Raw genomic sequence first — 15,614 nt, 5'->3', positions numbered from 1 at the left:
AGGAGGATGTTGGTGGAATTTTCCCCAGTTCAGGAACGTCAAACCGCGCTGAGTCACGGCGTAACCCACTATTTGGAGGCAGGGGAGGGAGAGCCTCTTATTCTGCTCCATGGCGTCGGGTTTTGGACGGGCGGTGATTATTGGCTTCCCAATATCGTTGAACTCAGCCGACATTTTCATGTATTTTCTCCTGATTTTGTTGGATGGGGAAAGGGTGACCGACTGTCGGTCGAGTACTCGTTTGCTTATCTGGTGGATTTTGTACGGGAGTTTCAAGATGCGTTAGGCATTTCCTCAGCGCATATCGTCGGGCATTCAATGGGCGGCTGGGTGGCAGCGCTCTTAGCCTATGAAAGTCCTCACCGGGTTCGCACGTTGAGCTTAGTGGGCAGCGGTGGTATGTCGACGCGTACATTGTCGACCATGACACAGTTTCAAGCCCCTACTCGGGAGGCAATTTTGGCCCACGCGACAGAGACCATTCACGACGGGTCTGATGTCACAGAGATGGCGGATGTTTGGTATCAGCGGACCTTGCTGCCAGGCGCAGTGGAATCGTACCGAAGGGTTCTGAATCATATGAACAACCCGGTGCATCGCGCGAGGTATCATCTGCGCCGCAGATTGCCACACATCCAACTGCCGACGCTCGTCGTCTGGGGAGCAGAGGACAAGATCAACGATGTGAGTATGGGCCAAGAGATGCATGCGTTGATTCCAAATTCGCAAATGGTCGTGATTCCGGGTGGACACTATTGTCCGAGTCAAAGTCCAGAACCGTTTAATCAACAGCTCATTCAATTTATTCGGACTCATGCACGAAATGCATCGAAATAGATGAAAACTCGTTTTGCTTTCAGAGGTATACGAGGAGGGTGAGGTATGAAAGAGAGATCGCGGGTATGGTCTTATCAAAATGGGATTATCCTCATGATGTTTTTCGCATTTGGATTGGTATTCATGGATCGCCAAAGCATTACCTTTCTGTCGCCGTTTGTCATTCCAGATCTCCATCTCAATAACGCACAAGTGGGTATGTTTGCCTCTGCGCTGTCGGTGTGTTGGGGTGTATCCGCGTGGTTGTTCTCGAGTTTTTCGGATTTAATAGGAAATCGCAAAAAAGTGTTGGTTGTTTTCATTGTGGTCTTTGCACTGGCATCCGTCCTGTCAGGCGTCGTTGGGTCATTCATGGGCATGGTTCTGGTCAGGGCCTTGATGGGATTATCTGAAGGGCCTGTGTTCCCGATTGGAGCAAGTGCGGTCAAAGCAACGTCGACGCCGAGTCGTCAAGGTTTCAACATTGGCTTTGTCCAAAGTGCGAGTGGCTTGCTCGGCAGCGCGATTGCACCACTGATTGTCGTATCTCTCGCAACGGCATTCAACTGGCGGGTGGCATTTTACTTGTTGGCGATTCCGGCCCTCATTCTCGCAGTCATCGTGGCAAAGTACATGCGGGAACCGAAGATCACACAAGAGCTCGCTCACAGAAAGCTCAGTTGGTCGGACTATAAAGTCATCTTTCAAAACCGAAACACCTGGTTGTGCCTCATTTGTTCCATCGGTTTTATCACATGGCTGATTACCTTCACAACGTTCGCCCCGATTCTGATGACAGAGGTAGATAAAATCAGCCCTACGCAGATGAGTTGGGCCATGAGCGCGTTTGGTTTTGGGTCTTGGATTTGGGGATTTGTCGTGCCGTTGGTGTCTGACCGAATTGGGCGAAAACCGTCGCTCATTATCGCGGGACTGCTTGCCACTCTAGCGCCGTTGGTTTTGGCGACAGTGCACACTGGGATTGTTCCTATCATCATCCTATTGTTTGTATTGGCGATAGGGCAGGGCTACTCCCCCATCGCGATGTCCATCATTCCTAGTGAATCTGTACCTGCGGTATTTGCTGCTTCCACGATAGGCATCATGATGATGATCGGCGAGATATTCGGTGGCACCACGGTGCCGACAATAGCGGGAATTGCAGCGGATCACCATGGTCTCATAGCGCCCATGCTGATTTCTGCTGCCGGGTCCTTTCTAGTATTCCTCGTCGGCTTTGGCATTAAGGAGACCGCACCAAGACGTGTGGCCAGGCCGGTACACAGCGAGGGAGTAGTTTCGGTCGGCTAAGGTTCTTCAAACATGGAGGTTGATGGAGTTGGCGAAGAGTGCCGCAATCGACAAGACGATACTCGCAGGCGTGAAGGAAAAGATTCAACGTGGTCTATTGCCGCAATGGGCGTTTACCGACGACGAAATTTATCAAGCCGAAGTGGAGCAAATCTTCGCAAAGACGTGGAATTTCCTAGGTCACGAGTCGGAGATCGAACAGCCCGGCGACTACGTGACTCGTTGGATCGTCAATGACCCAGTCCTGCTATTGCGGGATGAGAATTGTCAGATTCAAGCGTATCTGAACTCGTGTACACATCGCGGCACGAAATTGTGCACCGCTGATTTTGGTCAGAAAAAGGCGTTCACCTGTCCTTATCATGGTTGGACGTTTAATCTGGCGGGCGATTTGATTGGGATTGTCGCGGGAAACCGAGTGTACGGGGAGGAAATGGATCGCAGTCGATGGTCACTGCGAAAAATCCCGAAGGTATCGAGTTATTGCGGGATGATTTTTGGCTCGTTGAACGAACATGCCGAGCCGCTAGAGGATTTCTTGGGTGATATGAAATGGTATTTCGATATTATGCTCGGTCGCAGCGATGCGGGAATGGAAGTGCGCGGCGTCCCGCAAAAATGGATTATCAACACAAATTGGAAAATCAGTGCAGATAACTTTGGCGGAGATCCATATCATACAGCGATGAGCCATCGCTCCACGGTAGAATTAGGCATTAGTCCGAAGGATCCGATGTACGCTAGTTACGGTCATCAGGTCGTGCTCGACAATGGACACGGCATCAATATGTGTACAGCGGCAAAAGCTGGAGCGGATGTACCGCCCTACCAAGGCCTACCGTCGGAAATGTGGCCGATGTTCAAACGGAATTTGAGTGCTGAACAACTCGACGTATTTGAAAAGACGATGATCATGGTCGGCAATTGCTTTCCAAATCTGTCGTTCGTCAGCCCCATGCACGGAACCGGAGGTCCCGATGAACCGTTGACTTCGTTTGTCAACTTTCGCGTTTGGCGGCCCGTCGGACCGATGAAAATAGAGGTCACTTCGTGGTTCATGGTGGATAAAGAGGCGCCTGAATCGTTTAAACAAGCGTCATATCTCAGCTACATTGGCTCGTTTGGCCCTGCAGGAACCCTGGAGCAAGATGATGCGGAGATTTGGACGAGAGTGGCAGAAACCACTCGAGGGACGATGGCGCAAGATAAAGACGTTCATTACAACAATGCCTTGAACTATCTGATGGGCCTCGACAGAGTGGAGCCCGATTTAACGTGGCCGGGACCGGGAACCGCGTATCCAACTTGTTATCTGGACGCCATATCGCGTGCGTTTTACGAACACTGGGTCGACTCCCTATTGAAAGAGGCAGATGTTCCGACAGGTGTCCTGTAAGCGATTTCCGGAAAGGGGGATGAAACGATGACATATGAGGAAATCTGTCATTTTCTCTACACAGAGGCAGCACTCCTGGATCGTCGGAAATTTGAAGAGTGGCTCGAACTACTAGATGACAATCTGAGTTATCGGATGCCTGTGCGGGTGACTCGAGACTTTGAACACCCAGATGATATCGTCGATGACATGACGTTTTTCGACGAAAACAAGCGCAGTTTAATCACCCGTGTGCAGCGGTTTCGGACCACCTCGGCATGGGCGGAAAACCCGCATACGCGCACTCGGCGCTTTGTGTCCAACGTCCTTGTGGAAGCGGGTGCGTCAGAGGATGAGGCAGAAGTTCATAGCAACTTTCTCATTTTAAGAAGTATTCGCGACAGACCTGAAATTGAGCAGATGTTCGGCGAACGCGTGGATGTGATTCGGCGAGTCGACAATCGGCTAAAACTCGTCCAGCGGACCATTTATCCGGACCAAACGGTCCTCTCCATGTTGAACTTGAGTATCTTCATTTAAGTGAAGAAGGGGATGTTACCATGACAGGAAATCGTGCAGTCGTGTACAAAGGCCCGGGGCGGGTCGCAGTGGAAGCCACTGAATACCCAGATTTGGTTCTGAAGGATGGGCCTGGTGTCAATCCATTGAATGTGGGTCGAAAATGTGAACACGGTGTCATTCTAAAGGTTGTGTCGACGAATATTTGTGGCAGTGACCAACACATGGTCCGCGGTCGTACGACGGCACCAGAAGGGCTGGTTCTGGGGCACGAAATCACCGGTGAGGTGGTCGAAGTCGGGCGTGATGTCGAGTTTATTCACAAGGGAGACTTGGTGTCGGTACCGTTTAACATCGCGTGTGGGCGCTGTACGAATTGTAAGCACGGGGATACACATATTTGTCTCCATGTGAATCCAGACCGGCCAGGATCCGCCTATGGGTATGTCGACATGGGCGGCTGGGTCGGTGGCCAGGCCGAGTACGTGATGGTTCCTTATGCAGATTTTCAACTATTGAAGTTTCCGGATAAAGAACAAGCGATGGCAAAGATTCTTGATTTGACGATGCTCTCTGACATATTTCCGACTGGATTCCACGGGGCGGTCACGGCAGGGGTGACGATTGGCTCCACAGTGTACGTGGCCGGCGCCGGCCCGGTCGGGCTCGCCGCAGCGCACTCTGCACAATTGCTGGGGGCCTCGGTGGTAATTGTCGGAGATTTAAATGAGCAACGCTTGGCTCAAGCGCGCAGTTTTGGCTGTGAAACGGTAAATTTGAGTGAGCATGACGATTTGGGTGAGCAAATTGAACAAATCTTGGGTCTTCCTGAGGTGGATTGCGCGATTGATTGCGTCGGATTTGAAGCCCATGGTCACGGGCACGTTCACACGGAGGCACCTGCCACCGTGTTGAACACGATGATGCAAATCACGCGTGCTGGCGGCAAATTAGGAATACCCGGACTGTATGTCACAGGGGATCCTGGGGCGACGGATGAGGACGCAAAAGTGGGATCTTTGAAAATCCGGATTGGATTGGGGTGGGCGAAAGCGCATTCCTTTACGACAGGGCAAACGCCGGTTATGCGCTATCATCGACAGCTGATGAACGCCATCCTCAGTGGCAGGGCGGCGATTGCGAAGGCGGTGAACGCGACTGTCATCTCGTTATACGAAGCCCCTGCTGGATACCAGGAGTTTAACGACGGAGTCGCCCGAAAGTTCGTTTTAGACCCACACGGTCTCATCAATCGATAAGTCGGTTCAGAACGTTTCAGTCATACGGGATGTCTCCCCGGTCGCCCTTCACGGTTTTCACTCCTGCGAACAACAGCACTTGCCTGTCAATATTGGAGGGAATGAGATGAGTAAATTTGAAGCGCAAATCTATACTTGCCTGAATCCAGTTGCAAGGTTGTTGGAACGGACGACAAACCCTTTACACGTCGCTATTCTCGAAAACTTTCGTCGACATGTCCACCTTGAGGGTGCTGGCATGTTCGACGAGATTATCGCTTCTGACATGATGGTTGACAACCCCACTTATCGGGTGACTTGGGGAAGTAACCCCACGGTGATTGAAGGGAAAGAAGCGGTCGTCGGATTTTATAACATCGCGGCAAAATCCGTGTTGTGGCATTCAGATGATTTGCTCGCTGTGGCAGATTGGGGAATATCTGATGAACTCACATTCCATCAGTTGATCCAAGGGCAGGGACTAATCGATTTAGGGTTCGAAGTCGACCATCCCGATAAAATTTATCATTACACGAGTCGCCAAGTGTTCCTGTGGCCATATGACGAACACGCCAGACTTAAAGGTGAACGCCTGTATGAGGACAAAACGACGGTAAACATTGTCGAATGTGACCCAGCAGACATCATTACGCCAGAGCGAGTCGCTGAAATTCATCGGGAATGCCTTGAAAAATTAGAGGCGACCAAGCCAGAAAAGTATTGGACGCTGGAAACGGTAAAAACTCAACTGGCGGTCAATCATTCAGCAGCGAATGTTTGACTAGTTCTCCTCGTATCGTTTGCGATTCGCGACGTACAAGAAGAGACTTCATCCCAATTGTTCACCGGATCGAGTGAACAATTGGGAATGAGGTCACAAGGGGGAGTCAATAGAGGCGACTAAGACGCAATCACCATCAACACTCTAAGCCCCCTCCGGCTACGTTCCGACTCATGCCTTCCTCGCATTAGAGAAAAAACCCTCCTCGGTCGTGAAAGATCATCAGAAAGATTCATAGCAAGCCGATTCCGGATGGCTGATGACTGGACTTGCGAGCATGCTCCGATTGGATTAAGGACAAAGATGACCAGCATATTCTGTCTCAGGAAGCCTCCAGGGGGTGGTTGGTCGTTGAATGGCACAAGAAAATTGAATCCCAGCGATATTGTTGTACCGGCGGGATATCAGGTCGACGTCTTCGCAGACGGTTTGAATGTCCCTATCAATTTAGTGATCGCGGATACAGGTGAGATGTTCGTGGCCGACGCAGGAGTAACAGATGGCAACGGCAAGGTTCTGAAGTACACAGACGGCCGATTTGTGGTCGTCGCGGACGGATTTTCCCCGCCGTTAACCGGGATCAATTGTCATAACGGCAATGTATACGTCTCTCATCGAGGAGCCATTACGGTCATCAAGCCTGACGGCGATAAGGAAGATATTCTGGCGGGACTACCGAGTTGGGGAGATCATCACAACAACCGGGTTGTCTTTGGCCCGGACGGCAAAATGTACTTCGGTCAGGGGACGGCGACGAATTCCGGCGTCGTCGGCGAAGACAATCGTTGGGTTAAGAGATACCCGTTTTTTCACGATTATCCGGGAGCTCGAGTGCGTTTGGTCGGGCGAAATTTTGTCTCAAACAACTTTCTGACTCAATCGGCCGAGGATAAAGCCTACACCGGCGCTTTTTCGCCATTCAGTGTGTCAACGAAACAAGGGGAAAAGGTAAAAGGGATCACAGCGGCGAGTGGAAGCATCTTACGGGCCAACCCCGACGGTTCAAACTTAGAATTGGTCGCGTGGGGGCTACGTAATCCGTTCCGAATCAAGTTCGACCGCCATCATCGGCTGTTTGCCACCAACCACGGCATGGACGAGAGAGGGAGCCGCCATATCGCAAACTCACCGGATGAGTTCCAGCGTATCCGGCCTGGGGTTTGGTACGGGTGGCCGGATTACACGGGGGGATATCCAGTGACACTACCTTGTTTTAAGCCGGAAGGAAAGAAGCAGCCTCGTTTCTTACTTGCTCAGCACCCCATGCAGCCACCGTTACCCGTCGCAGTTTTCACACCGCACTCAGCAGCGATGGGGTTCGATTTCAACTATAATCCAGATTTTGGTCCGGTCGAGCACGCCTTTGTTGCCGAATTTGGAAGTGGTGCACAGACAGCAGGAGGAAAACGGTTGCCAAAGGTTGGGCATCGCGTTTCTCAAATCGATTTGCAGACGGGTAGGCTGAAGAACTTTGCCGTAAATCGATCCGGATATGCAGCGACGTACACTGGAGATGGGGGATTTGAACGTCCAATCGACGTCGTATTCGGTTCGACAAATGAAATGTTTGTTGTCGATATGGGTGTCAGTAAGAGAGGAGGATTTACAAAAGATACGGGTGTAATCTGGAGAATCACGAAAAAATGAAAAGGAGCTTGTTCTGTCCCGCGGTGGTCCAGGTGGGATGCAATTTCTACATGTTGCATCGGGCCCTATGGTATCGTTAAGAAAGTGGGGTGTACATATGAAGGCGTACCTGTAGGATGATCACAAAGGGGATGAAACCGTGACCATCCAATATGAGACGATTCCTAGTGAAAATAGTGAATGCTGCAGAGAGCTGTGCAATGAACTCATGGTCTTTCAAAAGTCAAAGGCACAGATTAGACAAGAGTTATTTGACAGCATGAATTTTGAGACCAGAATGATTCCGTCCATCAAAAGTGCCCTGCACAATCACATTGTCGTCGTGAAAGATGGTGAAAAACCAGTTGGCTATGTATATTCGAACATCTCTCCGAAAGAAACATATGCCAACGATTTTGCCACCTTTTTTGATCTCTCTTCCGTACGTAAGCACGATGTAGGTTGTTTATCGCAGTTTTATCTTCGAGAAGAGTACAGAAAAAGTGGCATCGGTTCCCGGTTATTCGAGATGTCAATGACATGGTTGCATCAATTTGACGACGTCGAGGACTATTTTATCTTCGTGTCAAACGGCAACTCCGACGCTTTGGAGTTTTATAAGCGAAAAGGATTTGTGTTTAGCCACGAAATACTAGATGGTTTTATCACCGTTTTACGCAATAAATAAGCCGTCTTCGTCGCAGCGTGCACGTCCCTCATCGCATAGGATGCTATCCATGGGCTAGGTGCCTGGCCCCTATGCGGTTTTCAACTACTCCACACGAATTACCACTCTTTGATTGATCCCGCTAAACACTTCTTCGCCACGTATCGGAACCTCACCGACGTGAATCAAGTCTCAGCATTCTCCTCGCTGTGGAGTTTCGCCCCATCGTTCTCGATTGGTCGATGACCCAAGATTTTAAAATCCACTTACGGTCTAGCACGATAGAAAAACGAAGGACGACGTGTTGACAGTTCATTTGCGGTTGTACGGATGTTTCAGTTTCTTTCCGAATAAATATGTACATCCAAGTTATAATGTTGTCCCTCGATTTGTATATATGAATATTGAGATTTCTGCTTAAGGTGACAATACGTTCGCACAATGTTCTATTGATTCAAAATATCGTGATGAGTGGGGGTCTGTATGTAAGCGGTGCCATCGGGCTGTCGAGAGAGTTATAAAGTATTGCAGTAGGGGATTTAAATACTGCCTGCTGTAGCTTTGATGGCACGTCGCGATGGTTCACGTGCTTGGGTTGTATGTGACATTCATATCGATTTGCGACGCAATTGTCCTTTGAGCGAACGATTAAAACGATAGGGGAAGTTCTTATGAACAAGAACAAGGTATTGACAGTATCCTTGGCAACCGCATTGTCAAGTGTGATGGTCGTCGGTTGCGGCAGCTCGGGCTCAAGCACGGGTGACTCGAAGAGTCTGCAGTTCATGTTTTGGGGAAGTCCATTTGAAAAACAGATTCAGACTCAACAGGCGGCTGAATTCTCAAAGGATAACCCAGGCGTTACCGTCACTCCGCAAATCATTCCGTCTGACTATCAAACCAAATTAAACACGTTGATGGCTTCAGGGAATATGCCAGACATGTCATATTTGGGGTCTAACCAGGCGCTTATCTGGGGCGCGCAAGGGCATATTCTCAATATTGCACCTTATGTAAAGAAAGACGTCGAGCTTCAAAATTGGTTGCCGGAAGCTTATATTTATTGGGCTCCTGGGAAGTATACGAACTTAAGTACCTTAGAGAATGAAAATTTGTATTATAACCCTTCTATTTTCAAGAAGGCACATATTTCTCCTCCTCCAGATTTGGAGAGCAAGGCGTGGAGTTGGTCGCAGTTCGTTCAGGTTGCTGAAGAACTTACTGTGGATAGTAACGGAAAACACCCCAATGATCCTGGATTTAATCCGAATCAAATCGTGCAATATGGCGTCAATATGCCTATTGAGAACAATTATGACGGTTGGTATAACTACCTGTTGAGCGCTGGTGGTAGCATTACCAATGCCGCTGGAACAAAGTACACAATGAACTCACCTGCAGCTGTTGATGCCTTTCAAAAACTTCATGACCTGATATGGAAGTATCACGTGATGCCTACTCCGTCGCAGTCACAGAATCTCCCAGGTACAGATCAAGCTCTACAAACCGGAAAGTACGCGATGATTATGGATGGTCAATGGATGTTACTAGATTTTAATCAGGAACACCTGAGTTTCGGTATCGGTGTGCTGCCGAAAATTCAAAAGCCAGTGTCGTTTTTGTTTTCGGGTGCTCAACCCATTTATTCCAGTACAAAAAATCCCGATTTGGCGATTAAATTTTTGGAGTTTGAGACCAATCCGTTGAGTCAATTGGTGACACAAGGGCTGTGGATGCCGCTGCAAAAGCAATACTACACGGATCCGTCCTTAGTGAAAAAATGGGCGTATAACAGTGCTCATCCTGAGCCGCAATATCAAGATGCGGTGATCAACACAGTGCTCAATTATTCCGCTCCAGATCCGGGGAATACGTTAAAGAACTTCTCGCAAATTGACACAGTGATAGAGCAAAAGTTGGACCTGATTTGGGCCGACAAGGAACCTGTACAGACCGTTCTCGATCAGATTGGTTCGCAAGTGACTCCTTTGCTTGAAGGTGTGTATCCATCCCATTAAGGACTATTAGTATGTGTGATTTGGGGAACGATTCGACCGGCGGATCGCTAGACACGAGTGACGAGTGGAGGTGTAGCAATGAAGCGTGGCTCTGGAGTGGAGAGCATGGAGCGAAAGTGGGGGATTATATTCGCATTACCATCCATACTGGGGTTTCTGATATTTGCCCTGGGACCGTTTTTAGCTTCTTTCCTATTAGGGCTTACAAAGTGGCAAATCGGGGCGAAGCCGCAGTTTATTGGTTTGGGTAATTATCATCATATGGTGTCACAGGATCCGGTTTTTTGGAAATCACTTTGGGTGACTCTGTATTATTCGCTTCTGGCCGTTCCAATTGGCATGCTGCTCGCTTTTTTGATTGCGCTGTTGTTAAACCAAAAGGTTCGAGGACTATCTCTCTTCCGTACGATCTTTTACCTGCCCTATGTGGTCCCGAGTGTATCGAGTATTATGCTTTGGATGTGGATGTTTAATCCTACCTATGGCCTTTTGAACGGTTTTCTGAAGGCACTTGGGTTGCCTGCGTCACAGTGGATATACAGCCCGTCAACGACCATACCCTCGCTTGCCTTAATGAGTATTTGGCAACTAGGGAACACAGTCATTATCTATCTCGCTGGTCGGCAAGGTGTCCCCGTTCATTTGTACGATGCAGTAGAAGTCGATGGTGGTGGCGCCTGGAGTAAATTGATTCACGTGACCATTCCCTCAATGACACCGACCATTCTCTTTAACCTAGTGCTATCGATTATTGGAACGTTTCAAACCTTTAACCAGGCGTATTTAATGACTCAGGGCGGACCCAATTACGCTTCACAGTTTTTTGTCTACAACATTTTTCAATATGCGTTCCAGTACGGAGACATGGGATATGCGTGCGCCCTGTCTTGGATCCTATTTATCATCATTATGATTTTGTCGGTCGTCGTGTTCCGAACCTCCGGAAGATGGGTCTACTATGAGGGGGCCGATGCGATGTGAGTATTCGAAGTGAAGTGAACGTATCTGCGGTACTGAAGGAGAAGTCTCAAAAAATGACACGTCGCATGAGTCGAGGGTTGATTTATTTAGTTTTAATCGCTGGCAGTGTGTTGATGTTGTTGCCCTTCATCTGGCTCATACGGAGTTCACTGATGTCTGATGGGCAGATCTTCAAATTTCCTCCTGAGTGGGTGCCCCATCCATTCGAATGGGGAAATTACGTTCAGTCGCTCACCGAAGCCCCATTTCTCACTTACTTCAAGAACACGATGATCATCGAAATCGGTGTTGTGCCAGGGACGTTATTAACAGCGGGCGTATCCGCGTATAGTTTTGCGCGATTGCGTTGGAAAGGTAAACGTGTGGTCTTTGGGTTGATTATCAGTACACTCATGCTGCCATACGCAGTAACGCTCATTCCGACGTTCATTATGTGGAAATCGATCGGGGCCGTAAATACATTTTGGCCGTTGATTGTACCTGCCTGGTTTGGCGGTGGAGCGTTCAACGTGTTTTTATTGCGCCAATTCTTCTTGGGTATCCCGAGAGAATTGGATGAGGCGGCGTACATCGATGGCGCGACTCCTTGGCAGGTCTTCTGGCGAGTTGTTGTACCGCTGTCGAAACCGGCATTTATCGCCGTTGGAATCTTCACGTTTATTGGCGTTTGGAATGACTTCCTAAGTCCGATTATCTACTTGAACTCGGATTCGAAGTTTACCTTAGCGTTGGGGCTAGCACAGTTTTTGGGGCAGTATCAGCAACAGTGGGGATATCTCATGGCTGCTTCGACAGTCGTTTTACTGCCTATCGTCATCCTGTTCTTTGTTCTACAGCGATACTTTGTCCAGGGGATTACGCTAACTGGTTCAAAGGGTTAATGGATTTATACTTTCAAAGGCGAGAAGGAGACTCATGGTTATGGATAAGCTGAAGGCGATGGGAGACGCGAACGTAACGTTACAGGATTCGTCGTTCTGGTCAGAACGGGTACAACTCGTTCGAGAAACGGTTTTACCCTATCAGTGGAGGATTCTAAACGATACTGAACCAGATGCTCCACCAAGCTTCACAATTAGAAATCTGAGAATTGCAGCAAAAGAAATCGATGGAGAATTTAACGGGATGGTGTTTCAAGATAGTGATTTAGCGAAATGGCTTGAAGCGGTAGGGTACAGTTTGGCCACACACCCCGATAAAGAGCTCGAAAGGGTGGCCGACGAGGTAATTGATTTATTAGAAAGAGCGCAAGAACCGAATGGATACCTGGACACATACTTTATCGTCAAGGAACCTGATAAGAAATGGACGAATGTTAGGGACTGGCATGAATTGTATTGTGCAGGACACCTTATCGAGGGCGCCGTGGCGTATTTCGAAGCGACGGGGAAGCGTAAAGCACTAGATATTGTGTGTCGTCTGGTTACCCACATATCTACTAAGTTCGGGCCCGAACCTGGAAAATTAATGGGATACCCCGGCCACGAAGAAATTGAATTAGCGCTTGTAAAGTTGTACCGTGCGACGGGGGATTATAAGTATTTGGAATTAAGTAGTTACTTTATCGATGAGCGTGGTCAAGAGCCCAACTTTTTTAGAATGGAAGCCGAGGCGCGAAAGGATCCTAGGCATTATAACTTCGCGTATTCTCAAGCTCATGTGCCGGTGAGGGAACAGGAGACAGCGGAAGGCCATTCGGTCAGGGCGATGTATCTCTATAGTGCTATGGCAGACTTGGCCAAGGAACTGGATGATGATTCATTACTACAAGCGTGTCGTAAACTTTGGAACAATGTTACTCAGAAGAAAATGTATATCACAGGTGGAATCGGCTCTAGTGCATACGAGGAGGCTTTTACTGTCGACTATGATCTCCCGAATGACCGAGCCTACACGGAGACATGTGCAGCCATTGGTTTGGTATTTTGGGCTCACCGAATGCTGCAGATAGATGTGAATGCGGACTACGGTGATGTCATGGAGCGGGCTTTGTACAATGGAGTCTTGAGCGGGATGTCTATGGACGGAAAGAAGTATTTCTACGTGAATCCGCTGGAGGTCTGGCCGACGACTGCGAACCATCGGCACGATATGGCTAGCGTCAAAACCACGAGACAAAGCTGGTTTGGTTGTGCATGTTGTCCACCCAATATAGCAAGGTTGTTGGCCTCCATTCACCGTTATCTCTATTCGTACGATGACGAAGGCATATACGTTCATCTCTATTCGAATAGCGAGGCTCGGTGGGAGACTTCTGGACAACGGGTAACCTTAGCCCAACAATCACAATACCCTTGGGATGGACATATACAGTTCGAGGTTCAGATGGAAAGACCTGCGGAGTTTGCAACCAGGTTACGAATTCCCGGTTGGACCCGAGAAGCGCAGATCCGAGTCAATGGTCACCCCATTGCTGTTAATGTGGAAAATGGATATGCAACAGTGCAAAGACAATGGAACAACGGCGATCAACTGGAATTGATACTCCCCATGCACGTCGAACGCGTGGTGGCCAACAAATTTGTTCGGGCCAATGCCGGCAAGGTTGCTCTTCAGCGTGGACCGATCGTGTATTGTGTCGAGGAAGTTGACAACGGGACGAACCTTTCTGACATCGTTCTCAAGAAACAACTTGAACCTGAATTTCATGTTGATAAGGAGTTCTTACAGGGAGTACCTTATATCACTGTTCAAGCGTGGCGGAGCTCCTTGAATTCAGACCAGAACTTATATTTACCGTTTGATGAAGCCACAGAACGCGTGTCGACGGAAATCCGTGCCGTGCCTTATTTCTCATGGTGCAATCGCGAACCCGGCGAAATGTGTGTTTGGTTAAGAACGGAATGATGATGGAACTTTAACGGTTTAAAGTCTTGAGTGATGGTGTCACTCTACCGTTAGATCTTGATAAAAAGCCATCGAGTGCAACTGACCGTGTCGAAGCAATTCGTGGCGGGGGCACATCGATGGCTTCTGTTAAAATACGGGATAATGGCACGGGTATGGATGAAGATGCCGTGGCCCATTTGTTCGACAGGTATTACCGTGGGACGAACACATCGGAGCATCAGGTGAAGGGATCCGGTTTAGGGACGGCCATTGCCAACCAATTGATAGAAGCGAATGGTGGCCACATCTCAGTGGGAGCGCATTGGGGCGCGGCACCACCATGGTGGTGGAATTGCCACCGCAAAATTAAGACTCTCTTGAGCAGCCGTTTCACGTCTTAAAGCTTGGTCACGTGTCCGTGTGAGAGGAAAGTCGACGATATTGGCTGATTATGGAGCAGATAACAAAGCGGATCAAATGTTAAAAAAAGAAATCACCGAAGAAATTACGTCTACTTTTTTAAGTGGCGTGAACAAAGGGGCAGATGTGCTTCATTTGGAAAATGCCCTATATCGAAAGCACAATCGAATGTGGAAGGACACCTTCCGAAAAAATCACTTATCCGTAAACAAAAGCATGCTTGGTAACGTCACTGTGACTGTTCGACTCGACGTGCAAGTATCGATGTATTGGTACTTTCCACCGTTGGGTACCGTTACTTTAGTGTGGTGATCATAAAATTGCCCTTATCAACTGATTTCTCAGCCGATAAAATCGCGATATAACCGTCTGTATAGTACCGATCTCCTTCACCGTTGTGTCCATCGTTGGTCGGCGTGGAGTAAGGGATTTTAATTTTCGATACCATAAATGGCTTTAATTGTGAAACGACGGAGTCCCTTTCCTTGTCTACATCGGCATCTATATGATGGGTTGGTAAATCATTGACATGGCTTAGCTCAATGCCGTTGTCGTAAGTTGCAGATCCAATCCATACGGCTTCTCCGTCATACAAATCTCCCGTATCCCACAAACGGATGTGTTCGCGAGTACGTGCGGTTTTCCCAGGTCGTTCAAACGCTAAATCTTCCTTTCGTGCGTATAAATATAGGTTGCTCACAGGTGCTGTTGGATAAGGTTTTCCAAAAATCGAATCAACGCCAATTTTTAATCCAGTTTTTCCGCTAACGGGGTCTGGAATTTTCCAACCTGCTTTGAGAAAAACCTGTGTAATGACCGTCTTGTCCGCAAGTATTAAGATGTTAATGGGGTCGCCTGGTCTCCCGTGCTTGGTTAATGAGCACTTAGGATATTTGTCGAGAGAGATTTGTTCATTGTTGTTGAATGATTTATACATTTCAGTGCCCTCCTCGATGTCTAGACCTAGTCTCCGACCTCATCCGTCCAATGCTGTGTGGTATTCGTAAAAAGTATAAACCATGATTTCCAAGAT

15 protein-coding genes are annotated in these 15,614 nt (G+C 48.5%); 14 read left to right on the top strand and 1 reads right to left on the bottom strand.

The genetic code is table 11. The annotated features are described in order from the left end of the window. The first annotated feature begins 12 nt into the window (after window positions 1-12). From NZD89_RS15520 to NZD89_RS29660, 14 genes are all read left to right on the top strand, one after another. Complete coding sequence (locus NZD89_RS15520; RefSeq protein ID WP_268003711.1) at window positions 13-837, top strand: alpha/beta fold hydrolase; 825 nt, start codon at window positions 13-15, stop codon at window positions 835-837. Between the two features lie 45 nt (window positions 838-882). Beyond that, complete coding sequence (locus tag NZD89_RS15515) at window positions 883-2,127, top strand: MFS transporter (RefSeq protein WP_268003710.1); 1,245 nt, start codon at window positions 883-885, stop codon at window positions 2,125-2,127. Window positions 2,128-2,155: 28 nt separating this feature from the next. Beyond that, a complete protein-coding gene (locus NZD89_RS15510; RefSeq protein ID WP_268003709.1) occupies window positions 2,156-3,523 on the top strand; it encodes an aromatic ring-hydroxylating oxygenase subunit alpha in 1,368 nt (455 codons plus the stop codon). A 27-nt stretch (window positions 3,524-3,550) separates the two neighbouring features. Beyond that, complete coding sequence (locus tag NZD89_RS15505; protein WP_268003708.1) at window positions 3,551-4,042, top strand: aromatic-ring-hydroxylating dioxygenase subunit beta; 492 nt, start codon at window positions 3,551-3,553, stop codon at window positions 4,040-4,042. Window positions 4,043-4,062: 20 nt separating this feature from the next. After that, a complete protein-coding gene (fdhA, locus tag NZD89_RS15500; RefSeq protein WP_268003707.1) occupies window positions 4,063-5,280 on the top strand; it encodes a formaldehyde dehydrogenase, glutathione-independent in 1,218 nt (405 codons plus the stop codon). 106 nt (window positions 5,281-5,386) lie between these two features. Beyond that, window positions 5,387-6,040, top strand: coding sequence for a hypothetical protein (locus tag NZD89_RS15495; RefSeq protein WP_268003706.1), 654 nt, complete (start codon window positions 5,387-5,389; stop codon window positions 6,038-6,040). A gap of 351 nt (window positions 6,041-6,391) precedes the next feature. Next, entirely contained in the window at window positions 6,392-7,687 is a 1,296-nt protein-coding gene (locus NZD89_RS15490) for a PQQ-dependent sugar dehydrogenase (RefSeq protein WP_268003705.1), read from the top strand. A 139-nt stretch (window positions 7,688-7,826) separates the two neighbouring features. Next, window positions 7,827-8,354, top strand: coding sequence for a GNAT family N-acetyltransferase (locus NZD89_RS15485; RefSeq protein ID WP_268003704.1), 528 nt, complete (start codon window positions 7,827-7,829; stop codon window positions 8,352-8,354). A gap of 764 nt (window positions 8,355-9,118) precedes the next feature. Continuing rightward, complete coding sequence (locus NZD89_RS15480; RefSeq protein WP_268003703.1) at window positions 9,119-10,351, top strand: ABC transporter substrate-binding protein; 1,233 nt, start codon at window positions 9,119-9,121, stop codon at window positions 10,349-10,351. 78 nt (window positions 10,352-10,429) lie between these two features. Then, window positions 10,430-11,332 carry a carbohydrate ABC transporter permease gene (locus NZD89_RS15475; RefSeq protein ID WP_268003702.1) on the top strand — a complete coding sequence of 301 codons (903 nt, stop codon included), beginning with the start codon at window positions 10,430-10,432 and terminating at the stop codon, window positions 11,330-11,332. Window positions 11,333-11,385: 53 nt separating this feature from the next. Further along, window positions 11,386-12,213, top strand: coding sequence for a carbohydrate ABC transporter permease (locus tag NZD89_RS15470; protein ID WP_268008508.1), 828 nt, complete (start codon window positions 11,386-11,388; stop codon window positions 12,211-12,213). A 34-nt stretch (window positions 12,214-12,247) separates the two neighbouring features. Continuing rightward, window positions 12,248-14,179, top strand: a complete 1,932-nt coding sequence (locus NZD89_RS15465; RefSeq protein ID WP_431308615.1) for a glycoside hydrolase family 127 protein — start codon at window positions 12,248-12,250, stop codon at window positions 14,177-14,179. Between the two features lie 119 nt (window positions 14,180-14,298). Beyond that, window positions 14,299-14,562: a sensor histidine kinase gene (locus NZD89_RS15460; RefSeq protein ID WP_268003700.1), complete on the top strand. Its 264-nt coding sequence runs from the start codon at window positions 14,299-14,301 to the stop codon at window positions 14,560-14,562. Between the two features lie 76 nt (window positions 14,563-14,638). After that, window positions 14,639-14,893 carry a hypothetical protein gene (locus NZD89_RS29660; protein ID WP_369125271.1) on the top strand — a complete coding sequence of 85 codons (255 nt, stop codon included), beginning with the start codon at window positions 14,639-14,641 and terminating at the stop codon, window positions 14,891-14,893. Here the strand turns inward: NZD89_RS29660 and NZD89_RS15455 are convergent. Next, window positions 14,877-15,518: an LssY C-terminal domain-containing protein gene (locus NZD89_RS15455; RefSeq protein WP_268003699.1), complete on the bottom strand. Its 642-nt coding sequence runs from the start codon at window positions 15,516-15,518 to the stop codon at window positions 14,877-14,879. The genes NZD89_RS29660 and NZD89_RS15455 overlap by 17 nt on opposite strands. Window positions 15,519-15,614 lie beyond the last annotated feature (96 nt).

Origin of the sequence: Alicyclobacillus fastidiosus (assembly GCF_026651875.1) — a bacterium.
GTDB classification, from domain to species: Bacteria; Bacillota; Bacilli; order Alicyclobacillales; family Alicyclobacillaceae; genus Alicyclobacillus; species Alicyclobacillus fastidiosus.
This window is presented reverse-complemented; position numbering and strand designations above follow the sequence as displayed.